The sequence below is a fragment of the Rhodococcus sp. P4_E4 genome (assembly GCF_056401575.1).
Genome location: NZ_JBFUJB010000019.1, coordinates 22080 through 47825, shown reverse-complemented (window position 1 = coordinate 47825; position 25746 = coordinate 22080). Strand labels below are relative to the sequence as shown.

Below are 25746 nucleotides of genomic sequence, written 5' to 3'. Positions count from 1 at the left end.
GGACACACACCGAACTGCGGTGCGTTCCTCCCCCTCTGTCGCATGCTCGATTCCCGAGCGCCTGAGAGATTCGGTAGTGATCCGCCGAGACGGAAGCCACAGCCTTTCCCCGTCGGCGGGTGGGTTGTCCCACCGCTTTCCAGAGGCGTCGGAGCCCGTACGGTCCTTGGTGCCTGAGAGATTGACGGGGAGGTATTGCTCCTTCGGCGCCCTGATCCCGCTCACGACTGACCTTTGAGACAAAGACTGAAACAAAGACAAGTTCGGTGAATCGGTATCCGAGGCTCTCCCGTACGCCGGCGACGCAGGCCCAGTCTAGTTGACCGAAACGCCTACCTGCACCGTGGCATCCTCCAAAGAGATGTGACGTGCGTTATCCGGTTTTGCGGCTGGCGCGATTCTTGCGTCGCGAAGCCAACTCGTCTTCCGGGTTGGGATCGCTTTCGCCGCCGTCAGCCCGCTCGGCTGGGAAGTCGGCGATTGTTCCGGTGAGTTCACGCATCGCTCCACTGACTGCGATGCCGAATACGCCCTGCCCACCCTGGAGGAGGTCGACGACCTCTTCGGGAGACGTGCATTCGTACACGGTGGTGCCGTCGGAGAACAGGGTGATGTTGGCAAGATCGCGGACGCCACGCTTACGGAGGTGATCGACGGCAACGCGGATGTTCTGCAGTGAGATGCCGGTGTCGAGCAGACGCTTCACGATCTTCAGAACGAGGATGTCCTTGAAGGAGTACAGACGTTGGCTACCGGATCCGGCAGCGCCTCGGATTGACGGAACAACCAACGACGTCCGTGCCCAGTAGTCGAGTTGGCGGTACGTGATCCCGGCGATCTGGCACGCACTGGGTACTCGATATCCGACGAGGTCGTCGGGGATGGAATCGTCCGGGAACAGGCCTGGCTGCAGCTCTTCGGAAGACATTTCTGCAGTCGGCTCGGCACTATCGGCTATGCCCGTTCCGCGCTCATTCGACTGTTCTTCCACTGCCGTCTCCCTCTCGCTTCGCCATCATGTAACCAACCTGTGCTATCAGCAGTCACGAGAATCCCGTGCCGACCGAACTTTCAGATGTGAATCCAAGGCAGGTAATTCCATGAGTGGACTTACCCAGAGTACGCCTCGATCGACAAGGCGAGAAGATCTCCACCGCACGCAACGGTAAGACCACGAGGGTGCTCGGTCAACGCAACACGCCGACCGAGACTCAACCTCTACTTGAGAGTTGAAGACTAAAGCCTGATTACGGGCAAACAGGACTAACCGTCAGTGGCTTTGAAGTCGTCCGGCGAGATGGTGTCAAGGAATTCCTTGAACTTCTCGACCTCGTCTTCGCGCTCGTCGGGAATGACCAGACCGGCCTCGGCGAGAACAGCCTCCGACGCGAAGATCGGAACGCCGATGCGCAGGGCCAATGCAATCGAGTCCGACGGACGTGCCGAGACGGTGGTCTGCTCGTCGAAGACGAGATCCGCGTAGAAAGTGCCCTCTTGCAGGTCCACGATCCGCACTTCCTTGAGGCTCCGACCGAATGATTCGATCAAGATCTTGATCAGGTCATGAGTCAGCGGCCGCGCCGGCTCGACTCCCTGTTGTTCGAGAACAATCGCGGTAGCTTCGGTTTGCCCGATCCAGATCGGCAGGTACCGATCGCCGTCGGACTCTCGCAGCAACAGGACCGGCTGATTCTGAGGCTGCTCGACACGAACTCCGATCACACGCATTTCGCCCATCGAGCTTGCCTCCAACCTGACGTGATCCAGCCGACCGACTCCGATGCGGTCGTACTGAAATTCTATTCGAGTGTGCCCCGCTGATCGAGGAACTCAGCGATCGAGACTTCCCCGAACCGCCGACTTGACCAGACATGTGTGCAAAGTCAGCGACAGCGCAGCCAGTTCCCGGACCATTTCCTCGGCACGATCACGTGCTCCGGCGTCACGACCCTTGGCAACCGGTCCGGCGATCTGGGTCACGAGTCCCGCTTCACGATCAGCAGCCAACTTGAACGCCCGCAGATGACGAACCTCCAAGCCGTACTCGGACATCGCCTTCGCGGTGCGCGCCAGCGTCACGGCGTCCTCGTCGAAGAAGCCCGCTGCGCCGGGAACGACCAAACCGGTGCGGATCAGCTCGGTCAGAAACCGATCGTCGATGTCGGCGCGAGCGAGAAGGTCCTGACGACCGACTCGAACTTCGCGATCGACCCGGAAAGCCTCGGGTGAAACATCGCCCGTAGCGATCGACAGGACGCGAGCACGACGAGGCGCAGGAACTTCTGCACTCACCGTCGCTGCGCCGCTGTCGATCGCTTCGAGTTGTTCTTTGATCACTTTGAGCGGCAGGTACTGATCGCGTTGAGCGGTCAGCACGAAGCGAAGACGCTCGCAGTCCTCGACAGAGAATCTGCGGTATCCCGACGGTGTCCGTTGTGGGCTGATCAAGCCCTCGGACTCGAGGAAACGGATCTTCGAAATCGTCACGTCGGGAAAATCTGGACGCAACCGATCCAGCACGGAACCAATCGACATTCCGGGCTGGCTCTGCTGCCGCACTGCCGTCATTAGCTACCCGCACCTGCTGACGACTCGCCGACCTGCGAACCGCCGGCACGAGGGCCGGTGAGGAACACCAGACGGAACTTGCCAATCTGAACCTCGTCACCGTTCGCGAGAACTGCCGAATCGACAGGCTCACGGTTGACGTAGGTGCCGTTGAGGCTTCCGACGTCGACGACGTGGAAATCTGCATCTTCCTGACGGAACTCGGCGTGACGACGGCTGACGGTCACGTCGTCGAGGAAGATGTCGCTGTCCGGGTGCCGACCTGCCGACGTCGTCGGCTGATCGAGCAAGAAGCGGGATCCTGCATTCGGTCCCCGCTTGACCACCAGAAGGGCGGCTCCGGCGGGAAGGCCTTCCACGCCCGAAACCGGCTGCTCGGCGGCCGGTGCTGCAGAGGAGGTGTTGTCGAGCTCATTGAGGAAGTCCGCACGGAAAACCGAAGTGGTCTCCGCCGGCGACTCCCCATAGCCCGCGTCGTTACCGTTCTCGCTCACTGTTTCTCCTCCTGGGTCAATCATCCAGATCATGAATCACTGGACTACGCAGTGCACTTTCTTCACGAGCATCTTTCACAGTCACGTTCGATACGGCCCTGCGCCCCGACTCGGCACATGCGTACCTAACGACCGTACCCTGCGCAGACCGCCGCGTGCAGCGAGACAGGCCGCGACACAACACGAGTTGGCCGGTCCACGCGCAGGTTTTCTACTCGGACGTGAGTCCCTTGTATGCCTCCGCGTCCAGCGTTGCCGCGAGTGCGGCGTCGAGTGTGGCCTTGTCGGCGACCTCGAGCTCGACCAACCAACCCGTGTTGTAGGGATCGGTGTTGACGAGGTCAGGCTGTCCGTCCAATTCACCGTTGGCTGCAAGAACTTTCGCAGTGAACGGAGCAAAGATGTCGGAGACGCTCTTGGTCGACTCGACCTCACCGAGCGATTCACCAGCGGTCACGTCTTCGTCGACAGCAGGAAGCTGGACGAACACGACGTCACCGAGCTGCGACTGAGCAAAGTCGGTGATACCGACTCGAACTGAGGTCGGGCCGGTCCGCTTCACCCACTCGTGCTCCGCGGTGTAGCGCAGATCGGTAGGTGTATCGAGCTCACTCACAGTGGCTTCCTTTCACAGGCCGTCCGAAAGTCGGACGCAAAAGATCAATTTCCGGGTTGAGCGTATTGGCGCGGATTCAATTGTCGCAAGACGGAGATCGTGACCTGCTGCGATTGGTCGACTGAGGAAGTTCCGCCGTTGCGTGCGACGTTGTCGAAAACGCCTCCGGGAATGTTCAACGCTGCTGCCAACGTCGGTGGATCCCCGATCGCGGTCACAGTGTACGGCTGCTCGATCCGGGTTCCGTCCAATTCGATCTCGCCGCCGCGCCCGCTCACCCACGAGTTCACGCCGATACGAATGGGTTCGCCGTTCGCACCTGCGATCGAGATGGCTTCGGCACCGGCAGCGCGTAGTTCCTGGATGAGATCGAGAATCACTTCGGAGCCGACGCCCCCTGCTGGATCCGTCAGGGTCATCGTCACACCCGGTCCGGTAGCAGGAGCGGTCCCCACCTGAATGGAAAGCGAGGTCAGCCGCGCCCGCGCCTCGTCGAGCGCTGCTCCCGTGTTGCCGCCGGCTTCCAAAGTGGCAAGCGATTCCTGAAGATTCGCGACTTCCTGCCTCAGCGCGGCTTCACGCCGATTCAAGTTGTCGAGAACCACCAGGAGGTCGGCAGGGCGCGCGGCGTCGAGCGAATCTCCGGCCACGGTGCTGCGTACCTGTGTGGCAATCGCGACACCGAGCACACCCAGGAGCACGGCGGCGAGGATCGCGAACACGACGTTCGTGCGATGTTTCGACGGCGAACGCAACTCGTGACGACCTTCACCCGTAGTCGTCACCGGTGGTTCTTCGGGGTCAGTCGTGGCGTGGTCGGACATGGCTCACGCTCCGAACAGTCGTCGTCGCAATGCCGCTGCGTTGCCGAAGATCCGGATACCCAACACGACGACGATTGCCGTCGAGAGTTGAGTACCCACACCCAACTGATCGCCGAGCCAGACGATCAACGACGCGACGAGCACGTTGAAGACGAAGGAGACCACGAACACCTTTGCGTCGAAGATCTCGTCCAGATACGCGCGTAGTCCGCCGAAGACGGCGTCGAGTGCCGCAACGACAGCGATCGGAAGATAGGGCTGGATGACGTCGGGGACCTGCGGGCTGAAAACGACGCCCAAGACGATGCCGACGACCAGTGCTGCGAGTCCGTACAGGGCGGAACCGGCCTTCATCGAACTCCTTCTGTCACTTGGGTTCTGTGGGTTCTGTTGCCACCCGGACCGCACGAGGCGTCGCGGGTGGCAGTGTCAACGAGTCGTCCTCGGCCACTGCGAAACCGACTCCGTACAGTTGCGAGACGCTCGACATTCTCACGTAGGCGTCGCTCACGACGAACTCTCGCTGCAGCGCGCGCGTGTCGCCGATCGCCTCGACGCGGTACGGCGAGAAGACAGGTTGGTTGTCGACGAGCATCGCGCCGCCCGCCTGACGGATGGTCACCGTCGGCCCGATTCGCACGCCGCCGACGGCGATTGCCTCCGCTCCCCCAGCCCACAGGGCGTTGACGACGGTCTGCAGATCACGATCGAGGACAACTGTCTTACCGCCGACGCTGCGCTGGGACGCATCCGAGAGGTTCGGGCGCCCGGCCGGGTCAGTCAACGTCACCACCAGCCCCTCCCCGTGAACGGCTTCGGCTCCTGCGCCGGATTCGACCGCTCGCAATTGATCGAGGACCGCGCTGCCTCTGGCATCGCCTTCGAGCGCCACGCCACGGGCGGCGTCGACGTCGCCGCCGAGTGAATCGCGGGACGCGGCCAGCGAATCGATTCGATCCTCCGCGTCACGGACCTTGGCGACCAACTCGCTTCGAACCTCCTCGGTGCCGGTCACCTGCTTGGTGGCCTGAACTGCAGAGACCGTGACGATGAACCCGATCAACAGTGCACCGAGGGCCAGCCACGGCCCCGTCTTCGAGGATCTGTTCGTCGTGTGCTCGTGTTGGCGTTCGAATGCCGTCGCTTCGTAGCCCGGATCGAGATGTTCGGTCATGAGCGACCGAAGCAGCGACGGTACCGGGTTACGACGGACGTCCTCCCCGGTCGACTTCATCGGCGCACGACCTCGTGCGTTCGCGCAACGTCAACGGCCTTGAGCACGTAGATCGCGGCAGTCCACACGTACAGGACGGTTCCCCAGATCAGGAAAGCGAAACCGAAGGCATGGGTGAACGGTCCGATGGCCCAGTCTCCATGCCCGGCAAGAATCAACGGCAGAGCGAACATCAGCAGGAAGGTGGCGGCCTTGCCGAGGTAGATGACCTCGGGCGGCGGCAGTCCACGCCGGCGGTAGATCGGCAACGTCAACGCGAGTAGAAGATCACGGCCGATCAAAATCGCCGCGACCCACCAGGGAATGAAATCGCGGGCGACGAAGGTGACCAGCGTCGTGACGACGTAGAGACGGTCGACCAGCGGGTCGAGAAGCGCTCCCAGACGCGAGGTCTGTCCGAGCACCCTGGCCAACTTGCCGTCGAGCCAGTCGGTGAACCCGCTGAGCATCAGCAGCGCCAATGCCCAGCCGTCCGAGTGCGTGACGAGCAGCAGGTAGGCGAACAGCGGCAGAGCGAGTAGACGCACGATACTGAGCACGTTGGGAACAGTGAGAATCCGATCCGTGGGGACCAGTTCTTGTTCGCCAGAGTTCACTGCACACACCTCGCGTCTTTCGATTGCCGTGCGGCCAGCTTTCCACAGCACGACGGACTATTCGCCGAGGCGCCGTAGCCCGAACTGTCCCGAGCGTGTCGAGCTGACCCTATCGCCAGGCGAACACCGGCTGCTCGAGGTTGTCGATGCGCGTGTTCCGTCCGTTCAGTACTTCGCGGAACTGATAGATGACGGCTCCGGTCGGCGCATGGATCAGGCTCGTTCGGAAAGGCCATTGGATCACCGGGTTCGGTGATTCCTCGATGGTGACGAAGCGCGAGTCCACGTCGAGCTCCTCCGACGTCACGGCATACACCTGGGCCACCTCGTCGGGATTGGGTACCAGTCCCCCGATGTCCTCACCGGACCAGACGACGAACGGTCGGATCACAAATCCCGAACGGGTGACGTAGTCGTCGAGCCGGCCGATGATGTTCGACTCAGGGACGTCGACGCCCAACTCTTCGGACAGCTCCCGAACCGCTGCTTGTTCGGAAGACTCACCCGGGTCGACGCTTCCGCCTGGCAACGCGAACTGACCGGGGTGAGCGCGCATCTTGCTCGGCCGCTTCGTCACCGGGAACACGGGTGTTCCGTCCGCAGTCCGCATGACGACGATGACCACCGACGCCGAGCGCCTTCCGTCCAATTCGACCGACCGAGGTTCGAAAGCGGCAAGTGAGGCGACCAGGTGGTCCCGATTCAGTAAATCTCCGTTCACCATGGCTCGACAGTAGCGCCACGAGACTGAGACCCCCAGCCAGTCTCGTCCATTTTGACCGCTTCGCCTGATTATCGGTCTGTATTCCTGTCATGCTGAACAGGCAGAATCCACCGTGCGGCATGGCGAGAAGAGAACCTCGATGGCTGAGCAGTCCCAGACCCCCACCCCGCAGACCGACCAGAGCGCGCCAGGCGCGCCGAATCGGGCCTCTCGCTTTGCCTCCGACGCGCTGAGCGTCCTGCGGCGCGTGCCGTTCACCTCGATCGTCGTGCTCACCATCACCGTCGTCGGGATCGCGACCGGCGCCTTGTGGAATCACGTCCGTACCTACTCGTGGTTCGACGACATCGCCTACGGAGTCCCTGCCTTGCAGGAAGGTAAGTGGTGGACTCTCGTCACGGGTTGGTTCTTCGGATTGACGCCGGGTCAGTATGTTTCGATCATCGTCGTTTTTGCCTTCGCGGTCGGCTGGTGCGAGTGGCGCCTGGGAACCAAGAACGCGGCCATCGTCACGATCAGCGGTCAGTTGGCGGGCGAACTGGGTGCATCGCTCCTCCTCTGGGCGGGCAGCCACACCGATTGGGATTGGGCTCGCAACCTCGCCACCCACCGCGACGTCGGTGTCACCACCGCAATCATCGCCGCACTCGCCGCGACCACCGCAACTCTGCGCTCGCCCTGGCGAATGCGAGTGCGCGCCATCCTGTGCGCGTACATCGCGATCGCCTTTCTCTTCGAAGGTCGCCTCGCCGACGTACAGCACCTCATCGCGGTTGCGATCTTCCTTCCGGCCGGCGAAAAGTTCTTCGGTGACGGAGAGCGCGGCTTCATCCCCCGAACCCGACGCGAGATCCGTCTGCTCGGATTCATCGGCCTGCTCCTGATCGGAGTGGTCGAGATCGCCGTGTGGTTGTTCCCCGGCAGTGGACCCTTCGGGCCGACGGAAGCCGAAACCGGTTCGGGCTGGACCGCATTGGTCGACGTGATCATCGTTGCACTGATCGCGGATCAGTTGCGACGAGGTCGCCGCTGGGCCTGGTGGGTTGCCGTGGTGTTCGGCTCTCTGACGGTCTTGGCCACCGCCCTCGTCCTCGGTTCGGTCATCTTCTTCGACTACGAAAGCGCCGGAGCCGTCACGGTCGGTACCGCGCTGCTCTGGCTTCTCGAACTCATCTTGCTGATCAAGGGCCGTCACGCTTTTCACGTGCCGATGCGGCGCAAGATTCGAGGCGGACCGCTGTCCGGGAACGATCCTCGCGCCACTGCTCGGGAACTGCTCAAACAGCACGGCGGCGGAACCATGTCGTGGATGACGACGTGGGACGGCAACAGTTACTACTTCGGCGAGTCGGGTGAGAGCGTCGTTGCATTCCAACGGCATGTCGGTGTCGTCGTAGTGCTGGCCGATCCGATAGCGAGCCCCGACCGACTTGCCGCGGCGGTCGACGAATTCACGACGATGTCCGAAGCCAACGGCCTCACTCCCTGCTTGTTCTCCGTAGGGAAGGAAACAGCCGATGCCGCCACACGGCGCGGGTGGCGCACCGTTCAGGTCGCCGAGGACACGATCGTCGACCTGCCGGAATTGCAGTTCACCGGAAAGTCCTGGCAGGACATCCGTTCGGCACTCAACAAGGCCAAGAAGGACGACATCACCTTCCGGATGACAACGCTGGCAGACGAGCCGTTCTCCGTATTGGCTCAGGTGCGCGCTATATCCGAGGAATGGGTGGGCGACAAGGGACTACCCGAGATGGGGTTCACCCTCGGCAGCGTCGAAGAGGCGCTCGATCGCGACGTCCGGGTCGGTTTGGCCGTCGACCCGACGGGAAGTATTCACGGCGTCACCTCGTGGTTGCCGGTGTACGGCGAAGGCGGCGTGGTCCGGGGTTGGACGCTCGACGTCATGCGTCGACGCCCGGACGGCTTCCGGCCGGTGGTCGAGTTCCTCATCGCATCGTCGGCCCTCGAGTTCAAAGAACAAGGTGCCCAATTCGTCTCACTGTCCGGCGCGCCACTGGCCCGCAGCGACGACGGCGCCGACGCCGCATCGATGGACCGCCTGCTCGACATGCTCGGAGCCGCGATGGAACCGCTCTACGGCTTCCGGTCTCTTCACGCGTTCAAGAAGAAGTTCAAGCCGAGATACGAACCCGTTTTCCTGTGTTTCCGCGACGAGGCCGACCTGCCTCGAATCGGAATCGCGCTCACGCGTGCTTACCTTCCGGACGCGACGGCTCCTCAGCTGATCAAGCTCGCCACCAGCAAGAGCTGACGCCGTGCGGTCCTGGTTCGAGCACACGGTCGTCGACACCGGCAGACTCCCGCTGTTCTTCCTTCTGCTCGCCTTTGTCCTGACGTTCCTGTTCATTCGGTTCAGCGTTCGAATGATCCGAGCTGAGGTCTCGTGGTGGCCAGGCAATGTCACGCCCGGTGGAATGCACATCCACCACATGGTTTTCGGTTTGATGATGATGCTCGTGTCCGGCTTTGCCTTCATCGCTCTAGCCGACTATCACACGCCGATCGCCAACTGTGTTCTTGCGTCGGTGTTCGGTATCGGCAGCGCGCTGGTCCTCGACGAGTACGCACTCGTGCTACATCTGCGCGATGTCTACTGGGCCGAGGAGGGTCGCTCGTCGATCGACGCGGTGTTCGTTGCCATCGCGATCTCGTTCCTTTTCCTTCTCGGAGTCCACCCGATCGGGTTCGCCGGAGAGTTCGACCCGTATGAGCAGGACCGTAGCCTGGCGACGTTGATCGGCGTTGTCGTCGCGATCGTGATCCAACTCGGACTCGCCGTGATCACGTTGATGAAGGGCAAACTCTGGACCGGCTTGATCGGACTGTTCTTCACCCCGCTTCTGTTGGTCGGAGCAATTCGGTTGAGTCGCCCGGGTGCGCCGTGGGCGCGTTCGCGTTACCGCGACAAGCCCGCGAAGATGAGCCGGGCAGTCGCCCGTGAGCAGCGGTATCGCGAGCCGATGATCCACGCGAAGATCTACGTTCAGGAAACGGTGTCAGGAAGTTTCGGTTCCACTCCTCCGACCCCACCACCACTCCCAGTCGTCGACACCACGACGCCTACGACGAAAGTCGGACTAACACGGCGGCTTTCGGACAGAATTCGCTGGCGCCGAACTCGCCGACGATTACGAACAGTCCCGGTCTGGCGCCTCCCCGTGATCCTCGTCGTGCTGTCCGTCGTCACCGCGAACATCCTCGTCGGGATCGACGGAGACCTGGTGAGCGACGGCGACGTCGGTACCATTTCCGAGGGCGTGGACGCCGGTGCCACCGCAACGCTGCTCAGCGTCATCGCCGGCGGGATGATCACTCTCACCGGTCTGGTGTTCACCGCCATCACCCTCGCAATGCAGTTCGGCGCATCGCAGATTTCGGTGCGGGTGGTCCCGATGCTTGCGCAACAGCGAGTGATGCGGTGGTCGATCGGCATGTTTCTGGCCACGTTCGTCTTCTCCTTGATCATTGCGCTCGATCTGGCGCTCGATTCGGAGAATTCCTCACCGACCATCTCCACGGCGATCGCACTGCTTCTGGCATTGGCCAGTGCGATCCTGTTCATCGCGTTGGTGGCGAAGGTCGGGTCGATTCTCAATTCCAGTCGGTTGCTGCGTTGGATAGCGGCCCAGGGTCGCAGCGCGACGATTCGTGCCTATCCGCTGTACGAGGACTTACCTTCCGGCGCACCGAAACCCAGTCAGCCGCTCCCACTCCCCCAACCGCGCGAGTCCGAAACCTCCGAGAGCGCCGACGCACTGGTGATTCGCCTGCGCCACCTCTCACCCGACGGCCGGATTCTGCTGGCGATCGATCTCGCACGACTGCAGCGGTTGGCCAGCCGCTGGGACGTCTCGGTCGAGGTCGTCCCCAGCATCGGCGAGTTCGTCGCCCAGAACGCGCCCCTCTTCGAGGTACGCGGACCGTCGCTGAAGGTACGTCCTGACACCTTGATGTCGTGCTTGATCTTCGGTGACACGCACAGCCCGGTCGTCAGCCCCGGTGCAGCGCTTCAGTCGATCGTGGACATCGCGCTCAAGGCACTGTCACCCGCCATCAACGACCCGGGCCGAGCGGTGCAGGCTCTCGACCACATCGAAGATCTTCTGGTACTTCTCGCCCCGCGGGTCCGCTTCGACACGTCAACCTCGGATCTCACGCTGATCCGAGGGCAGCAACGCACCTGGACCGATTACGTGTCCGTCGCCACCGACGAGATCCGGCACTTCAGTACCAATTCCGCGCAGGTCCAGCGTCGTCTACGCGCAGTATTCGCCACCTTGCTCGAAGCCTGCCCGCCGGACCAGCACCCTCCGCTACTCGAGCGCGTCGACGCACTCGATGCGCAATTGACCCGAGAATGGACCGGCGCACTCGACCTTCGGCTCGCGAGTGTGGCAGATCCGCAGGGATTGGGCTCCGAAGCCGGGGCGACCGGAAGAATTCACCCGCTGATCATCGGGTCTTCGGAACTTCCAGACGATCGTTCATCCGGGCAGACCGAGTCGCGTTCCCAGCCAACCTAATTGACTCGCCAAACCAGCGGACCACACCTGGAAGCTGTGTCCTCCGTCGACCTCGGCGTACTGGACGTCCATCCCTGCTGCTTTTGCGGCTTCGTAGAGCGTTTGAAGACCTGGGCGGTAGTCGTTGTCCTGTTTGCCGACTACGAACACTCCGGCGCTGTCGGGGAACTTCTTCTCCCGGAGCAGATCCTGCGGATTCACTGCCACGAACGCGGCTTCATTGCCGCCGAACGCTGCATCGACCGTCTGCTTCCGATCGCCGAGGGTGGGTTCGATCTGACCGGACAGATCCAGGAACGTCGGATATACCGCGGGGAAGTTCGTTGCCAGCTGGAACGCGCAGGTACCGCCGTAGGAAAGTCCCCCGATCGCCCACTTCCTCGGGTCGGGATCCACCTGGAGGTTCCCGCGCACCCAGTCTGGAACATCGCGCGAAAGGTACGTTGCGACGTTCCCGAGTTGGGAATCGACACAGAGCGGATTCGCCAGTTCCGACCCGGTCCCGTCAGCAACGACGACAACGGGAGCCAAGCCCGAATGCGCAGCGGCGTAGGCGTCCATGGTCTGGACGAGACGTCCGCCCTGTAGCCAGTCCTCGGGCGCGCCTGGTTGGCCGGCAAGCAGTACCAACACCGGCAACTCCGGTCGTGGGTTGGTGAAATACGCGGGCGGTAGGTAGATCTCGGCGTCGCGGGCGCTGAATCCGGAGACCGTCCCCGCAATCGTGACCGTGCTGACCTTGCCGGCCGACGGCATGTCCGCTGGAGCCTTCCATTGCGAAACCGGTACCGCCCCGTCCTTGCCGTCGTCCAGGTCGGCGAGTGAAACCTTCTCCGCGTCCGAGAGTCCCAGCGCTGTTCCCAACGTCGGATACGACTGGAACTGCAGATTCACGTGAGCCGCGCTCGACACGACCACCAGGAGCACGGAGACCACGGTGAGCACGCGGCCGTCGATCCGCGTCGCCGCAAATACCCGCGAAACACCCAGCAGCACGCCGAGAATGCCCAACCCGATCCACACGTAGACCGGACGGGCAATCGGATCGGGGAACGGGTGCCACACCTTCTCGATCAGCCAGTACAGCACGAGAGTGATCGCGATTGCCGCGACGATGCAGACCGGAATCGAGATCAGCACGTGACGCCTCGATCTCGAGAAGATCAGCCACAGAAGTGCCAGAATTCCGAGCACCGTCACCACGGGCGGAACCGGGCCCGTGACCAGCGACAGATCCGTGATCGTGTGCACGTCGTCTCCCGTCGCAGCCCTGTTTAGACAATATCCAAGAACAGGACATTTCGGAGCTGATGGCGTCAGATCACTGCGTTCGACGCCTGGGCACGTAGGTCTCGGGCCAGGTGATCCCGACGCTCGAGAACAAGCCTCCGCAGCGACGCGGGAGCCTCCGCATTGGCCTGGATCCAGGAATCGACAGCAGAGGTGTCTTCAGCTGCCGGGAAGAGTCCGTTCACCAACCGTCGCGCGATCTCGATGCTGCGTTCGGACCACCACTTCCCCAGGGACGAGAAGTACTCGACCGCATATCCCTCGATCAACGACGGGTCCGTGCCCGAACGGAATCCGGCGATCGTCGCATCCAGGCGGTCGTTCGAGAGTGAGGCATCGGTGGTCGCCGACGCCCAGGCAGCCGCCTTGGTCTCGGCATCGGGAATCGACGCCGCGGCGCGGACGTACGCCGTTCGACCCGCTGACGTGCTGTCCTTGCTCAGCTCACTGTCGAAGTCGCTCACACTCGCATGCCCGGTCGCTGAGAGGGCGATCCACAATGCCCACCGCAGATCAGGATCGAGAGCCAGTCCGACCGGTCCCGGGCAAGTGCCGTCGAGTATCGACCGCAGCTCGCCGGCGCGAGCATCGTTGACCGGTGCGGCGGCCGACAGAGCCCGTGCCCATGCCAGCTGTCTTCCGGACTCCGGTTCGGCTTCGAACAACGCCTTCCAGGTCGTTTCCAACCAGCCCGCACTGACATTGGGCCGCAAGCTTTTCGGAACGTAGTGAAGAACCGCATATTGGGCATCGGTCAGGATCGCGCTGAGAATCGCAAGATCTGTCTCTGCGGGAGCGAATCGTTCCACCATGTCGAGGTATCGGAACACCGAGAGCTGCGCATCGCGCACCGAGTTCCACAGCGACGACCAGATCACACCGCGCGCAAGGGGATCGCTCACGCGGTCCAGGGATGCCTCGACCGTGGACAGAGATTCCGCGTCCAATCGCACCTTCGCGTAGGTGAGGTCTTCGTCGTTGAGCAGTGTGAGCGCTCCGGGCGGAAGGTCGACCGACGTGCGGGATTCGGTGATGTCGAGTTCGACGCGTTCGGTGCGAACAAGATCTCCGGACTCGTCGTAGTCGTAGATTCCGACTGCGAGCCGATGCGGCCTCGGGTCCGTCTGGACCAGGGCTGTTCCGTCGAGCGACAGCGTGGACACTCCGGTGGTCTGCAACCAGATTCGGGCCCATTCGCGCACATCACGTCCGGAAGTCTCCGCGAGCACGTCGAGCAGATCAACAAGCGTGGTGTTCCCGAATGCGTGGGCCTTGAAGTACCGTCGTGCCGCTTCGAAGAACGCGTCACGGCCGACGAAAGCCACGAGTTGCTTGAGGACACTGGCGCCCTTGGCGTAGGTGATTCCGTCGAAGTTCAGCTTTGCAGCTTCGAGATCGACGATGTCGGCGACGATGGGATGCGTGGTCGGCAGCTGATCTTGGAGGTACGCCCACGCCTTTCGCTTGATGGCAAATGCTACCCAGGCATCGGTGAAGCGAGTGGCTTCGGCGCTGACCAGCGATCCCATGAAGTCGGCGAAGGATTCCTTGAGCCACAAGTCATCCCACCAGACCATGGTCACGAGATCGCCGAACCACATGTGCGCCATTTCGTGCAGGATCGTGTTGGCGCGACGCTGATGCTGCTCGTCGGTTGCAGTGCCGCGGAACACATACGCCTCGGTGAAGGTCACCAGTCCCGGGTTCTCCATGGCGCCGAGGTTGTACTCGGGGACGAAGATCTGGTCGTACTTGCCGAACGGATACGGATAGTCGAAGTGCTCGGCGTAGAAGTCCAACCCCTGACGGGTGATGTCGAAAACATTGTCTGCATCGAGGTGTGGAGCCAACGACGCCCGGCACAAAGCGCCCAACTCGACAGTGAGTTCGCCGCGACTCCACGACGAGGCCACGCGGTGATACGGCCCGGCCGCGATCGCGGTGATGTAAGTCGAGATCGGCAGCGTCGGTGCGAAAGTGACGCGTTGCGCACCGTCGACGGAGAGAGTCCGTGTCGCGGGCTGATTCGACAGGACTTCCCAGCCGTCAGGTGCTGCCACCTCGAATGTGAAGGGCGCCTTGAGGTCCGGTTGCTCGAAGCAGGCGAAAACACGCCTGGCATCGGCGGGCTCGTATTGCGTGTACAGATACGTCTGATCGTCAGCGTCGTCGACAAATCGGTGCAGCCCTTCACCGGAACGGCTGTAGTGGCCGTGAGCTGCCACCCGAACGACGTTCGATCCGCCGAGTCCGCGCATCACAATCCGGGATCCGTCGTACTCCACCGGAATCGACGCACCGTCGACCTCTACGGAATCGACTGCAGCACCGATGAAGTCGAGCCACGTGGACTCCGCCGACGACGTCAGATCAATTGTCGTGACGGTCGAAAAGGTCTTCGCGGCAGAGTCCGCCGCCGATCGCAGATCCAACTCCACCCGGTACCCGGTGACGTCGATGGTTCGAGATCGTTCGGCGACTTCGCTTCGATTCAGGTTCGCAGTACTCACGCACTCGATCCTGCCAGGCCGCGCGCGGCGATGTGAGCCGCAGTGTGCCTATCCCTTGAAAGCGCCCTGCCAGACGGTGTCGAACGGCGTGTGTGCCGAGACGCGGCCTTCGATGCCCGCCGTGACGAACTTCTTGGCCAGAGCGACGGCTTCTCCCACGTCGGCGCCCTTTGCCAGTTCGGCGGTCACTGCGGCGGCCAGCGTGCAACCGGCACCCGAGACGCGCTCTTCGCCGACCTTGGGGGCGGAGAGAACCGTCACGTCGGTCCCGTCGAACAACACGTCGACAGCGTCGCCACCGGCGAGTTCGACACCACCCTTTGCGAGCACGTACTTGGGTCCGAGGTCGTGGATACGACGTGCGGCCTCGATGAGGTCGTCCACGCTTTCGATGCTGTCCATTCCGGCGAGGGTGCGTGCCTCGAACAGGTTGGGTGTGACGACGGTGGCGAGCGGGAGGATCGAATCACGAAGTGCTGTATCGGTATCGAGAGCCGCGCCGGGCTCCTGGCCTTTGCAGATCAGGACCGGGTCGAGGACGACGTGGCGCCAGGACTGCCGACGCAGGCCCTCTGCCACAACCTCGATCGTGGCGGGCGTGCCCAACATGCCGATCTTGACGACGTCCAGATCGTGAGCCGCAGTGGCAGCCTCGATCTGATCAGCGATCACGTCAGGAGCGATCGGCACGAAGCGATGACCCCAGTTGTTCTTGGGATCGAACGAGACGATGCATGTGGTGGTCGCTACGCCGTAGACGTCCAATGCCTGGAACGTCTTCAGGTCGACCTGCAGGCCGGCACCGCCAGTCGCTTCGGACCCAGCGATGACATAGGCGAGGTCAACCACAGCACAATCTCCTTCTTCGGACTTTCGAAACGTGCGTGGATGGCCACGAACGCGGGGCCCCAGTTTATCAACCGTTCCGACGTCTGGTTTTCGGCTATGCGGGCACCGGAGTTCCCCACGCGACGTCGTTGTCCTCGTAACCGAAGGGTGGACCGACGAACTCGCCGCCGCAGGTGATCAGCGCGAGGGTTTCCGGTCCGTCGAGGCTGTTCAATCGCTCGACCGGCAGCTCGCCGTCCTTGCCGTAGTGATCGACCGCATCGATACGGTAGTTCCAGGTCTGTCCCCCGGCGCCCGCCACGGTCACGATCGAGCCGATTTCCAGTGTCGAGAACTTCTTTCCGAAACCGTCACCCTGATAGATGTCGTTGATGTGTCCGGTGATCACCACGGTGCCCGCGCCCGAGCCCGGGAATGCCGAATCTGCCCGCCATCCGATCTCACTGACATCATCGGGCGGAATGAGCGAGCCGTCTGTCGTCGTCTTGATCGACAGAACGTCAGCGGTGCTGTCGACTATGCGAAGCGTGGTCGGGACATCCGGACCGTCGACCACAGCGCGAATCTCTGGCGGCAAATCTTGTTGGCCGGTCGCGAGGACGCGGGTCGGCGAGTCGCCGTCGTCAGAACATCCGCCGATCAAGAGCATTGTCGCCACTACTGCAGCGGCCCATGTTCGACGGACTGTGAATCCAGGTGCCGCTGTCACGGGCGAGAAGTCGGGCCGGACGGAATCTGGGAAATTGGTACTCGGTTTCCTACGTCACGACCAGGAAGTGCGTCACCGGAATCCCCACCGTTCCCACCGGAACCGTCACCACCGCCATTCCCGCCACCGCTTCCATTCCCGCCGCCGCCGGGGCCCGGGCCGGGGCCGGGGCCGGGGCATTCACCTCCCGGATCGGTGGTGTCTCCTGCCAAGACAATCTTGACTGCCGAGAGGTTGACCGTCTGGTTCTGTGCCACTTGTCCAGGAGTTGTGACGTCGAATGCAAGCTTGGCACGAACCGGAATGACCGAGCCGTCGTCGGCATCGGTGACCGTCGATCCTGAGCGACCGAGGTCTTAGGTCAACGTCATTCTGGAGATCAAATCCTGATCTCCGGTCAAGCCGGCGCCGTCGATCCGAAGGGTCCCTCGGACGGGACTTCCGTGGGCTCTGATCGTCACCGATGCGCGAAACTCGAGGATGTCTCCCGGCACTGTCCGCCAAGCCTCGATCGAGTTGATCTTCGTTCCCGGTGAACCAGTCGAGATGTCGTACCAACCGTCTATCACTGCCGGATCGAGTGACATCGAATTGTCGTTGATCTCGGGAGTGCACGCGTGAGTGAGTGCGACCGGTGCTGCCGACCCCACCGCGGGAAGTGCCGTCGATACAACAGCTGCCAAGACGAAGGCCGTCGCGGAGATGCCCGCGGAACGCCTGCCGAAGATCGTCATTCTCTCGCTACTCTTTTCCGCGGACCGTAGCTTCCGGTCAATTCAGTCAAAATACCAGTACAGCTGGACAAATAGGTCGAATTCCGTGCCGAATTCTTCTTGTTTTCTGTGAACTTCGGTTACGAGCAATTCCTCCGCACACGCGTTCCGGCAAGGGGTACATCGCATCAACAGGGGCCAGAAGTTACATTTCGTCCGCACATCGGAGCAGAACGCACTGATTTCTCACCGAACCGGACCGGCATTTCCGTTTCACGGCAGTCGGCCGGTGGAACAACGATCGGTACAACGTGCCGGGCACGTGTCCGGTCACCCCACCGAATCAAGGGAAACCGCCATGTCGGATACAACGTCAGTCAAGCAGGGTTTCGCGGTAGGAACATCAATCGGGGCAGCAGTCATCCTGGTGACGGTCGGCATCGTGCAGTTCTTTCAAGGACTCGCTGCCGTCGCCGAGAACGAAGTGTTCGTAGTCGGGATCGACTACGTCTATCAATTCGACCTGACGACGTGGGGTTGGATCCATCTCGTGCTGGGCGCGCTCGTCGCTCTCGTCGGTCTCGCACTGTTCACCGGAACGGCGTGGGCACGGGTATCGGCAGTCGTGATCTGTGCGATCTCGATCATCGCGAACTTCTTGTGGCTGCCGTATTACCCCTGGTGGTCGACTCTCATCATCGCGCTGAACATCGTCGTGATCTGGGCTGTGTCGACATGGAAGCCCGCCCAGACGACGCACGCCGCTGCGCATGCACCGTCAACGCCGACTCAATCTGTTTGAGTTGAAAGCATGTGTAGGTGGATGGCGTATTCGGGAGAACCGATACTGGCCCATGACTTGCTGTTCAGGCCACAGCACTCGCTGATCGACCAGAGCCTGCATTCTCAACTCGGGGCAACGACGACGAATGGTGATGGCTTCGGAATCGGTTGGTACGGGGAGGGGTCCCAACCAGCAGTGTTCAAGAGCATCGAACCCGCGTGGAACGACTCGAACCTGCGCGAGGTCACCTCGCAACTGCGCACCCCGCTCATGTTCGCCCACGTGCGCGCTTCGACGGGAACTGCGGTGCAGCGCAGCAACTGCCACCCATTTCGGCACGGCAATTGGTTGTGGATGCATAACGGTTCACTACGCGGATTCCACGACATGAAAAGGGAATTGGTGACTGCCATTGATCCGTCGCTCTTTCCGGATCTCGAAGGATCGACGGACTCGGAAACCTTGTTCTTCCTCGCGCTGACGTTCGGCCTGACCGACGATCCTTTCGAAGGTGTCGCGAGGGCCGTTGGATTTGTCGAGCACACGGCTCGCTCGCAGGGTATCGACGATCCGGTCCAGATGACCGTTGCTACGTCGGATGGCGTCTCCACCTGGATCTTTCGCTATTCGAGCGAGAACCGGTCGAGGTCACTGTTCTTCTCCACCGAGATCTCCACGTTGCGCAAGCTCCATCCTGAGGTGGATGCCCTGCACCATCTGAGTGAGGAGACCCGAATCGTCGTATCCGAGCCTCTGCGCGACCTTCCTGGAGCATGGAACGAGGTTCCCGAGTCCGCCGCAGGCGTCATCCGGCCCGGACGGGACGAGATGCGGAACTTCGCGCCGATCCCACCCGCCTGAGTTTGTCACACAACCAGCATAGCTGTGAAATAGCTTGCATTCGAAGCGCTTTCACGAAAACTTAGAAAACGAAAACTCGGCGCGCTAGTCACGCGAGAGGATGAGCCGGAACGCCAGGCGGGCCTTCTCTGCGTCCGGAGTGCCACCGGTGAGCAAATCGTTGTAGATGAACGACTCACCCACGCGAACCAGCAGATATGCCATGTCCTCGACGGGCAGGTCGGGCCGAATCTGCTCCGGTATTTCGGCTTCGATCAGCCTCCGCACGGATTCGACCATCGTCCCCTGAATCGGCCCGAGTCCAGTAGTGAGTATGCATAGCGCCTTTTGCGGCTCGCGAGTCAAATATGCCCGGAAGAATTCGGTCTCGATCGTCGCCCGCGCATGGTAAGTGAGGACGTCGACAACCCTTGACGCTCCGCTTCCGCCGCACTCCGCGAGGCCCATTCGCCACGTTCGACGCGCCAGAGAATCGAGCACGTCCCCGGTAATCGTGTCGCGATTCCCTGCGCGCCGGAACAACGTAGTCCGATCCACGCCCAACTCGGTAGCCAAAGCATTCACATCGAGCGGTTTTCCGGCTGCGAACTGTCGGCGGGCAGCACTCAACGCCTCCGCGCGAACGTCACGTGTCTCGGCCATGCAGTGAATGTATCCCTGACGACGTGCTGGTCGGTAGCCGGAGACAGCGAACGAGAGCCATCAACGACAATCGTTGCAACATTCATTGACTTTGTTGCAGGTGAGTGTTTATGGTTCCCCGGTACGTGATTCCAGTCACAACAATTCAGTTGTTTACGGAGGAATGCGATGAACGATCACCAGTGGACGACTCGACGATGAGCCCACTTCTGCAAGTCCGAGATCTCACGGTTGACATTGGGACAGAAACGATTTCGAACAGGCTCCTCGACGGAGTGAGCTTCGAGTTGGGAGCCGGCGAGGTCACCGGCCTCGTGGGCGAGAGTGGGAGCGGAAAGACGCTGACCGGACTCGCTCTGCTCGGGCTCTTGCCACGCACGGCGACAGTCAACGGAAGTATCCGCTTCGAGGAACGGGAACTTGTCGGCCTGCCCGCCGCCGAGTTGAGGAAAATACGCGGTCGCGACGTCAGTATGGTGTTCCAGGACCCGAGTTCGGCTCTCAATCCCTCCGTCAGCATCGGTCGCCAGATCGTCGATGTGTTGAAGGCCCACCGCGACATCACGAAGGCCGACGCGGAGGACGTAGCTACAGATCTTCTCCACCAGGTCGGTCTGGCCGACCCGAACAGAACCTTGAAGTCGTACGGATACGAGCTTTCCGGTGGGATGTGTCAGCGGGTGATGATCGCGATGGCCCTGGCGTGCGGTCCGAAGTTGCTGATCGCTGACGAACCGACAACAGCGCTCGACGTGACGATCCAAGCTCAGATTGTCGATCTCCTTCGAGAACTGGCCGAACAACGCGATCTTGCCGTGTTGTTGATCAGTCACGACCTAGCGGTTGTCGCCGAGGTCGCGGATCGAGTCGTCACGATGTTTCGCGGCGAGATCGTCGACGTCGCGCCGCGGGACGCGCTGCTTCGCCGGCCCGCGCATCCGTACACGTTCAGCCTTCTCGAGGCGGCACGATCGACCTTCGAAGACATCTCCTACCGATCACCCAAGTTTCGAGGCGATTTCACCACCAGCGCCCGTGCTGACGGCGTGGGTTGCCGATACGTCGCCCGGTGCAACTACTCCGAGGAGCGTTGCGCATCCGATCATCCACTTCTGATCGGATCACCGGAATCGGCAACGAGATGTCATCGCAGTTCCGAACTCCAGTTGCTCGGACTGGTGAGCTGATGCGCAACACCGACATCATCGTCGATGTTCGGAATCTGGCCGTCGAGTACGGACGAGGGCGCAAAACTCTTCGAGCGGTCGACGACGTCAGCTTCTCCGTGCACAGAGGTGAAACCCTGGCGATCATCGGTGAATCAGGGTCGGGAAAATCTTCGACGGCCCACGCTCTGGCCGGCCTGGTCGGTACAGCCGCAGGCTCCATCACGACGAACCTCGACAGCCCGGCTTTCGGCAAGGGCGGATCGTCCCATCTCATCTTTCAAAATCCCACGTCTGCATTGAACACACGGATGGCCTCTTGGGCTTGCGTAGCCGAGCCGATGGCGCCAGGACGCGTACGCATCCCGCAGTCGTTGCGGCCGAAAGCCGTCGAGCTGTTGCGTCGAGTCGGTCTCGGCGCCGAGCTTGCCGACCGTCTCCCGACCCAGCTCTCCGGCGGCCAACGCCAACGCGTGACCATCGCTCGCGCACTTGCCTCCAAGGCACCCTTGATTCTCTGCGACGAACCTGTTGCTTCCCTCGATGTTTCACTGCAGGAAGAGGTGTTGCAACTTCTTGCCGAGCTCCGGGATGAGCACGACCTCACGTACATCTTCATTTCGCACGATTTGGGTTCGGTGGCACGGATCGCCGATCGCGTCGCGGTGATGTACCTCGGGCGAATCGTCGAGATCGGACCGGTTGCCACGGTCCTGAGGACTCCGTCGCACCCCTACACGCAGGCACTTCTCGCCGCGGCCCCGCACATCGAACTCGAGCGCCGCAGTCGTCGAAAAGCATTGGTGCGCGGGGAGTTACCCGACCCGCGTAATCCACCCTCGGGCTGTCGATTCCGCACCCGCTGTCCGTTTGCGATGGATCGCTGCGCGTCGGAATCGCCGGCACTTCGCGCGGCCTCGAATTCCGCACACAGCTCCGCGTGCCATCTATCGTCCCCGGCCACATCGACCGGCATCTCGAACCTGCCGCAGTAAATGCGTGCCGCGTCAGTCTCCCCATTCCGAGAAGACCAAAGCGAAAGTCCACCATATGAATCCACGTCTGTCTTTGCGATCCCGATATCCGATCACACGCTTCCAGAATCATGGGAAGCGTGGACCCCATATCCTCGTGGCTGCGTTCGCACTTTCTGCCCTCGTGCTCAGCGGCTGTTCGAGCAGCGCCACCGGTACCGCCGGCGGTACCGGACCTGCTGATCCGAACGCCGAACTGAAGGTCGCGACTTCACACGTCCCAGCTTCGCTCGACCCGTGTGCGGGAAACATCGGATACGACATCGACTACCTACAGTTGATGTATGCACCACTGATCGATGCTGAACCTGCCACCCAGAAACTGCGGCCCGGAATCGCCAGCGAGTGGGGTTTCTCCGGACCGGACAACCTCACGTTCGAGATGACGTTGCAGAACGGCTTGACCTTCCACGACGGAACAACTCTCGATGCAGCAGCAGTCAAGGCAAGCATGGAACACTGCTTGAGTCTCGGAATCGTTTCCGTCCCGACGATCAAGAGCGTCGAAGCAACGTCCCCGGATCAGATAAAGATCTCGTTGAGCGCACCTACCTCCGGCTTACCAGGGTGGCTCAACGGCAGACTGGGAATGATTGTCTCCCCCACTGCACTGACAGCGGCCGGGACGGACTTCGCCAACAAGCCTGTAGGCGCCGGGCCGTACACGTTCACCAGCGCAGTCCCGAACAGTTCGTACACATTCAGTCGATTCGACGACTACAAACCGGCAGGTCCTCCCAACCCCCAGCTCGCCAAGATCCAGATCCAGGTGATCTCCAACCCCACAGCGCTGACAAATGCCCTTACATCGAACGCCGCGGATTTTGCATACGGGCTCACACCGTCGAGTGCTCCGATCCTCGAACGGAATCCCAACCTGAACATCAGTCACGACCCGAGACTCGGAGTTGCGCTCGTAGTGATCAACAACAAGAACCCCGTGGTTAACGACGTCCGGGTTCGTCTGGCGATGCAGTATGCGCTCGACCGCAAAGCAATTGCGCGAGCCGCACTGGACAGCGCGGAAGGTACTGCGGCCTTCGGTCAATATCCTCCCGGTTCGCAGTTCTACGACGAGGAAACCGAAGATGCATGGCCGTACGACCCGGAGAAGGCCAAATCGCTGCTAGCGGAGGCTGGGTATCCGAACGGGGTCACCGTGCGCGGATTAGCAGGCAATCTACCGCCGTACTCGACCAACGCGGTCCTTGTCGGAGAACAGTGGGAGAAGGTCGGCATCAAGGTCGACTTCGTCGAAATGAGTGGACCTCAGGCGATTACGGAGTTCGTCGCACACAACAGCGCGGACGTCTTCAGCGTGGGATGGCCCACGCGAGCATCCGCACCGCTCAATTTCGAAGCCTCGCTGGGTTCGCGGTCGTACTTCCGGCAGAATTCCGTTCCCAACGAGGAGTTGGAGAAGTTGATCGCACTGTTGAACAACACGTATGACGAAAGCGCTCAGCTCGACATCGTCAAACAGATCAATCAAGTCGTGATCAAGTCCGCTGAGTACGTACCGTTGTACTTCACTCCCGACGTGGTCGCTTACACGAAGAACGTCCACGGGGCCGTTCCCGCACTGAACGGCTCCCCCAATCTGACGTACCTCTCGAAGTCATGACGACGACCGTTGTATCGCAAGAGAATTCGTTGGCCCCCGAGCCTGAGAGCGTTCCGACCCGAAACCCTCACCGATCGCCGGTGAATCCTTACATACGGATGATCGGCGTCCGGTTCGCACAGATAATTCCTACCGCGATTATCGCTAGTTTCATAACCTTTGCCCTTATCCGGATAATCCCCGGTGGACCAGCCGAGGCACTTCTCGGTCCGAACGGCAGCGATGAAGCGATCGCGGCACTCAACGAGCGCCTCGGATTGAATCAACCTCTGCTGGTCCAGTACTGGAACTGGGTGGTGTCGGCTCTGCACGGAGATCTGGGAACGTCGCTACAGAACAGCGCCCCCGTCGGCCCACAGATCCTTGCGCGCCTGCCGGCGAGCGCCGAGCTCGTTGTACTCGCACTGTTACTGTCCGCCGTCGTCGCCATACCGCTCGGTGTGTGGACCGCGACGCGGCAGGGACGACGCAGCGATGGTCTGACTCGCACGGTTTCGGGGATCGGACTCGCGGTACCGGACTTCTTCCTCGCTATCGTGCTGGTCGATGTCTTCGCCCTCGGTTTGGGAGTTCTACCGGTGCTCGGCTGGGTTCCTCTCGAGAACAGTGTGATCGACAACCTGAGCCATTTGGTCCTACCAGCAACGGCGCTCGCTGCCGGCGCAGCATCGATTGCGGTTCGGCAGACCAGGGCTGCGATGATCGAGACACTGTCAAGTGACTACGTACGAACTGCGCGTGCGATGGGCATCGACGAGCGGAAGATCGTGTGGCGCTACGCGCTACGAAACATCGTTCCCACGATTGTCACTGTCTATGGATTGCTCGCCGTGGCGATGCTGGGTGCGACGGTCATTCTCGAGCAGATCTTCGTGCTGCCGGGCCTCGGGAGCGCTCTCGTCATTGCGATCGACACGCGAGATTATCCGATGCTTCAAGGCATTGTGTTGCTGTTCGTCGTGATCGTGCTTCTCGTGAACATCCTGGTCGACGTCGCCAACAACATGATCAGCCCACAATTAAGGAAGGGAACGATCTCGTGAGCCAACTCGCGCTGACCACCGCAGGCGAGACCCGCTCCAAGTGGGCTCTCCCTCGACTGCACCCCGGATTATGGCTCAGCTACTGCTTTCTCGGAACGCTGATAGCGGCGTCCGTCTTGGCCTCGTTCGTGGCTCCGCACAGTCCGACCGATCAGAACCTGACCAACACGTTCGCCGGTCCGAGTGCACAGCACCTGCTTGGCACTGACGGCTTCGGTCGTGACGTGCTCAGTCGATTGATCTGGGGAGGACGCTCCGCCTTCTTCGGCGTCGCGATCGCTGTCGCCGTCAGTCTGCTGTTGGGAATTCCGTGGGGGTTGATCGCCGGATATTGGCCACGCTGGATCGGCGCGTCACTCCTCCGGGTGGCGGATGCATTGCTGGCATTCCCAGGTTTGGTTCTCGCAGTGGCTATTACCGGTGTTCTGGGGCCGAGCCTGATCACGTCGATGTCCGCGCTCGGAGTCGTCTATGCACCCACAATTGCAAGAATTCTGGCTGCCGGGGTCAGCGAAACGAGGAACCGAGACTTCGTTCTGAGCGCGCGACTCTCAGGATGCCCTCCGCACGTAGTGCTCCTGCGTCATCTTCTTCCGCACGCAATCGGGCCGGTTGTCGTTCAGGTGACCGTGCTCACCGGCCTGACTTTTCTCGCGCAGGCGGCACTCTCATTCCTGGGGTTGGGAATACAGCCCCCCACTCCGAGTTGGGGCGGTGACTTATCCGATGCGTACCTGCACATCTTGAGTGCACCACAACAGATTCTCCCCTCCGGCATTCTGATTTCATTGGTCGTCCTGGCCGTCTACCGAGTGGGTGATGCCGTCCGGGACCGCATGTATGTCAGAGGGAGATAGCTGGCGTAGAACAACCATCCGACTCGACTGTTCGAAGACCACACCACCAGCATGAAGGAAT

At 61.6% G+C, this 25746-nt stretch carries 26 protein-coding genes and 1 riboswitch; of the genes, 9 read left to right on the top strand and 17 right to left on the bottom strand.

Annotated elements, in window-relative coordinates; genetic code table 11:
• Positions 1–25: 25 nt before the first annotated feature.
• Positions 26–153, bottom strand: a riboswitch (glycine riboswitch).
• A 220-nt stretch (positions 154–373) separates the two neighbouring features.
• From AC1DVN_RS20600 to AC1DVN_RS20555, 10 genes are all read right to left on the bottom strand, one after another.
• Positions 374–928, bottom strand: a complete 555-nt coding sequence (locus AC1DVN_RS20600; RefSeq protein WP_021344354.1) for a MerR family transcriptional regulator — start codon at positions 926–928, stop codon at positions 374–376.
• Positions 929–1263: 335 nt separating this feature from the next.
• Positions 1264–1737 carry a bifunctional nuclease family protein gene (locus AC1DVN_RS20595; RefSeq protein ID WP_003946194.1) on the bottom strand — a complete coding sequence of 158 codons (474 nt, stop codon included), beginning with the start codon at positions 1735–1737 and terminating at the stop codon, positions 1264–1266.
• 93 nt (positions 1738–1830) lie between these two features.
• Positions 1831–2568, bottom strand: a complete 738-nt coding sequence (ftsR, locus tag AC1DVN_RS20590; protein ID WP_477994174.1) for a transcriptional regulator FtsR — start codon at positions 2566–2568, stop codon at positions 1831–1833.
• Positions 2568–3062 (bottom strand): glycogen accumulation regulator GarA, encoded by a 495-nt coding sequence (garA, locus tag AC1DVN_RS20585; protein ID WP_003946166.1) that lies wholly within the window; start codon positions 3060–3062, stop codon positions 2568–2570. Before garA ends, ftsR begins: the two co-directional genes overlap by 1 nt.
• 211 nt (positions 3063–3273) lie before the next feature.
• Entirely contained in the window at positions 3274–3678 is a 405-nt protein-coding gene (gcvH, locus tag AC1DVN_RS20580) for a glycine cleavage system protein GcvH (RefSeq protein WP_477994173.1), read from the bottom strand.
• Positions 3679–3722: 44 nt separating this feature from the next.
• Positions 3723–4502, bottom strand: coding sequence for a DUF881 domain-containing protein (locus AC1DVN_RS20575; RefSeq protein WP_021344355.1), 780 nt, complete (start codon positions 4500–4502; stop codon positions 3723–3725).
• A 3-nt stretch (positions 4503–4505) separates the two neighbouring features.
• On the bottom strand, positions 4506–4856 hold the full coding sequence (locus AC1DVN_RS20570) for a small basic family protein (RefSeq protein WP_003946178.1): 351 nt from the start codon (positions 4854–4856) through the stop codon (positions 4506–4508).
• 13 nt (positions 4857–4869) lie between these two features.
• Positions 4870–5736 (bottom strand): DUF881 domain-containing protein, encoded by an 867-nt coding sequence (locus AC1DVN_RS20565; RefSeq protein ID WP_020907836.1) that lies wholly within the window; start codon positions 5734–5736, stop codon positions 4870–4872.
• Positions 5733–6332 (bottom strand): CDP-alcohol phosphatidyltransferase family protein, encoded by a 600-nt coding sequence (locus AC1DVN_RS20560; RefSeq protein ID WP_020907837.1) that lies wholly within the window; start codon positions 6330–6332, stop codon positions 5733–5735. The genes AC1DVN_RS20565 and AC1DVN_RS20560 overlap by 4 nt, the downstream gene beginning before the upstream one ends.
• A 109-nt stretch (positions 6333–6441) precedes the next feature.
• The gene (locus tag AC1DVN_RS20555; RefSeq protein ID WP_020969692.1) at positions 6442–7056 is read right to left on the bottom strand and encodes an NUDIX hydrolase; all 615 of its coding nucleotides are present in this window, start codon (positions 7054–7056) and stop codon (positions 6442–6444) included.
• Positions 7057–7195: 139 nt separating this feature from the next.
• Between AC1DVN_RS20555 and AC1DVN_RS20550 the strand changes: the two genes are divergently transcribed.
• Positions 7196–9331, top strand: coding sequence for a bifunctional lysylphosphatidylglycerol flippase/synthetase MprF (locus AC1DVN_RS20550; RefSeq protein WP_477994172.1), 2136 nt, complete (start codon positions 7196–7198; stop codon positions 9329–9331).
• A gap of 4 nt (positions 9332–9335) precedes the next feature.
• Positions 9336–11603 carry a DUF2254 family protein gene (locus tag AC1DVN_RS20545; RefSeq protein ID WP_021344358.1) on the top strand — a complete coding sequence of 756 codons (2268 nt, stop codon included), beginning with the start codon at positions 9336–9338 and terminating at the stop codon, positions 11601–11603.
• Here AC1DVN_RS20545 and AC1DVN_RS20540 read toward each other — a convergent pair.
• The 6 genes from AC1DVN_RS20540 to AC1DVN_RS20515 all read right to left on the bottom strand — a co-directional run bounded on the left by AC1DVN_RS20540 (position 11565) and on the right by AC1DVN_RS20515 (position 17695).
• The gene (locus AC1DVN_RS20540) at positions 11565–12854 is read right to left on the bottom strand and encodes an alpha/beta hydrolase (RefSeq protein ID WP_477994171.1); all 1290 of its coding nucleotides are present in this window, start codon (positions 12852–12854) and stop codon (positions 11565–11567) included. The genes AC1DVN_RS20545 and AC1DVN_RS20540 overlap by 39 nt on opposite strands.
• Positions 12855–12919: 65 nt before the next feature.
• A complete protein-coding gene (pepN, locus tag AC1DVN_RS20535; protein WP_477994170.1) occupies positions 12920–15403 on the bottom strand; it encodes an aminopeptidase N in 2484 nt (827 codons plus the stop codon).
• A 48-nt stretch (positions 15404–15451) separates the two neighbouring features.
• Complete coding sequence (thiD, locus tag AC1DVN_RS20530) at positions 15452–16252, bottom strand: bifunctional hydroxymethylpyrimidine kinase/phosphomethylpyrimidine kinase (RefSeq protein ID WP_003946192.1); 801 nt, start codon at positions 16250–16252, stop codon at positions 15452–15454.
• A 94-nt stretch (positions 16253–16346) separates the two neighbouring features.
• Positions 16347–16961, bottom strand: coding sequence for a class F sortase (locus tag AC1DVN_RS20525; protein ID WP_397510321.1), 615 nt, complete (start codon positions 16959–16961; stop codon positions 16347–16349).
• Between the two features lie 49 nt (positions 16962–17010).
• A complete protein-coding gene (locus AC1DVN_RS20520; protein WP_397510322.1) occupies positions 17011–17145 on the bottom strand; it encodes a hypothetical protein in 135 nt (44 codons plus the stop codon).
• 172 nt (positions 17146–17317) lie between these two features.
• A complete protein-coding gene (locus AC1DVN_RS20515; protein ID WP_397510323.1) occupies positions 17318–17695 on the bottom strand; it encodes a hypothetical protein in 378 nt (125 codons plus the stop codon).
• A 337-nt stretch (positions 17696–18032) separates the two neighbouring features.
• On the opposite strand from AC1DVN_RS20515, the gene AC1DVN_RS20510 reads away from it, so the two are divergent.
• Entirely contained in the window at positions 18033–18476 is a 444-nt protein-coding gene (locus AC1DVN_RS20510; protein WP_037119503.1) for a DUF7144 family membrane protein, read from the top strand.
• A 21-nt stretch (positions 18477–18497) separates the two neighbouring features.
• Entirely contained in the window at positions 18498–19319 is an 822-nt protein-coding gene (locus tag AC1DVN_RS20505; protein ID WP_397510334.1) for a class II glutamine amidotransferase, read from the top strand.
• A gap of 84 nt (positions 19320–19403) precedes the next feature.
• On the opposite strand, the gene AC1DVN_RS20500 is transcribed toward AC1DVN_RS20505, so the two are convergent.
• Entirely contained in the window at positions 19404–19961 is a 558-nt protein-coding gene (locus AC1DVN_RS20500; protein ID WP_020969699.1) for a QsdR family transcriptional regulator, read from the bottom strand.
• A gap of 275 nt (positions 19962–20236) precedes the next feature.
• On the opposite strand from AC1DVN_RS20500, the gene AC1DVN_RS20495 reads away from it, so the two are divergent.
• The 5 genes from AC1DVN_RS20495 to AC1DVN_RS20475 all read left to right on the top strand — a co-directional run bounded on the left by AC1DVN_RS20495 (position 20237) and on the right by AC1DVN_RS20475 (position 25685).
• Entirely contained in the window at positions 20237–21148 is a 912-nt protein-coding gene (locus tag AC1DVN_RS20495; protein WP_241841158.1) for an ABC transporter ATP-binding protein, read from the top strand.
• The gene (locus AC1DVN_RS20490; protein ID WP_020907850.1) at positions 21148–22122 is read left to right on the top strand and encodes an oligopeptide/dipeptide ABC transporter ATP-binding protein; all 975 of its coding nucleotides are present in this window, start codon (positions 21148–21150) and stop codon (positions 22120–22122) included. Before AC1DVN_RS20495 ends, AC1DVN_RS20490 begins: the two co-directional genes overlap by 1 nt.
• Before the next feature lie 136 nt (positions 22123–22258).
• On the top strand, positions 22259–23785 hold the full coding sequence (locus AC1DVN_RS20485; protein ID WP_397510324.1) for an ABC transporter substrate-binding protein: 1527 nt from the start codon (positions 22259–22261) through the stop codon (positions 23783–23785).
• Positions 23786–23865: 80 nt separating this feature from the next.
• Complete coding sequence (locus AC1DVN_RS20480) at positions 23866–24828, top strand: ABC transporter permease (protein ID WP_157920617.1); 963 nt, start codon at positions 23866–23868, stop codon at positions 24826–24828.
• A complete protein-coding gene (locus AC1DVN_RS20475) occupies positions 24825–25685 on the top strand; it encodes an ABC transporter permease (RefSeq protein WP_020969703.1) in 861 nt (286 codons plus the stop codon). Before AC1DVN_RS20480 ends, AC1DVN_RS20475 begins: the two co-directional genes overlap by 4 nt.
• Positions 25686–25746: the final 61 nt, after the last annotated feature.

What these genes read in the sequence shown, in the direction of transcription:
- AC1DVN_RS20600 (WP_021344354.1), bottom strand. Translation starts at nt 928, where the DNA reads ATGTCTTCCGAAGAGCTGCAGCCAGGCCTGTTCCCGGACGATTCCATC.
- AC1DVN_RS20595 (WP_003946194.1), bottom strand. Translation starts at nt 1,737, where the DNA reads ATGGGCGAAATGCGTGTGATCGGAGTTCGTGTCGAGCAGCCTCAGAAT.
- ftsR (WP_477994174.1), bottom strand. Translation starts at nt 2,568, where the DNA reads ATGACGGCAGTGCGGCAGCAGAGCCAGCCCGGAATGTCGATTGGTTCC.
- AC1DVN_RS20575 (WP_021344355.1), bottom strand. Translation starts at nt 4,502, where the DNA reads ATGTCCGACCACGCCACGACTGACCCCGAAGAACCACCGGTGACGACT.
- AC1DVN_RS20570 (WP_003946178.1), bottom strand. Translation starts at nt 4,856, where the DNA reads ATGAAGGCCGGTTCCGCCCTGTACGGACTCGCAGCACTGGTCGTCGGC.
- AC1DVN_RS20565 (WP_020907836.1), bottom strand. Translation starts at nt 5,736, where the DNA reads ATGAAGTCGACCGGGGAGGACGTCCGTCGTAACCCGGTACCGTCGCTG.
- AC1DVN_RS20555 (WP_020969692.1), bottom strand. Translation starts at nt 7,056, where the DNA reads ATGGTGAACGGAGATTTACTGAATCGGGACCACCTGGTCGCCTCACTT.
- AC1DVN_RS20550 (WP_477994172.1), top strand. Translation starts at nt 7,196, where the DNA reads ATGGCTGAGCAGTCCCAGACCCCCACCCCGCAGACCGACCAGAGCGCG.
- AC1DVN_RS20515 (WP_397510323.1), bottom strand. Translation starts at nt 17,695, where the DNA reads ATGACGATCTTCGGCAGGCGTTCCGCGGGCATCTCCGCGACGGCCTTC.
- AC1DVN_RS20510 (WP_037119503.1), top strand. Translation starts at nt 18,033, where the DNA reads ATGTCGGATACAACGTCAGTCAAGCAGGGTTTCGCGGTAGGAACATCA.
- AC1DVN_RS20505 (WP_397510334.1), top strand. Translation starts at nt 18,498, where the DNA reads ATGGCGTATTCGGGAGAACCGATACTGGCCCATGACTTGCTGTTCAGG.
- AC1DVN_RS20500 (WP_020969699.1), bottom strand. Translation starts at nt 19,961, where the DNA reads ATGGCCGAGACACGTGACGTTCGCGCGGAGGCGTTGAGTGCTGCCCGC.
- AC1DVN_RS20490 (WP_020907850.1), top strand. Translation starts at nt 21,148, where the DNA reads ATGCGCAACACCGACATCATCGTCGATGTTCGGAATCTGGCCGTCGAG.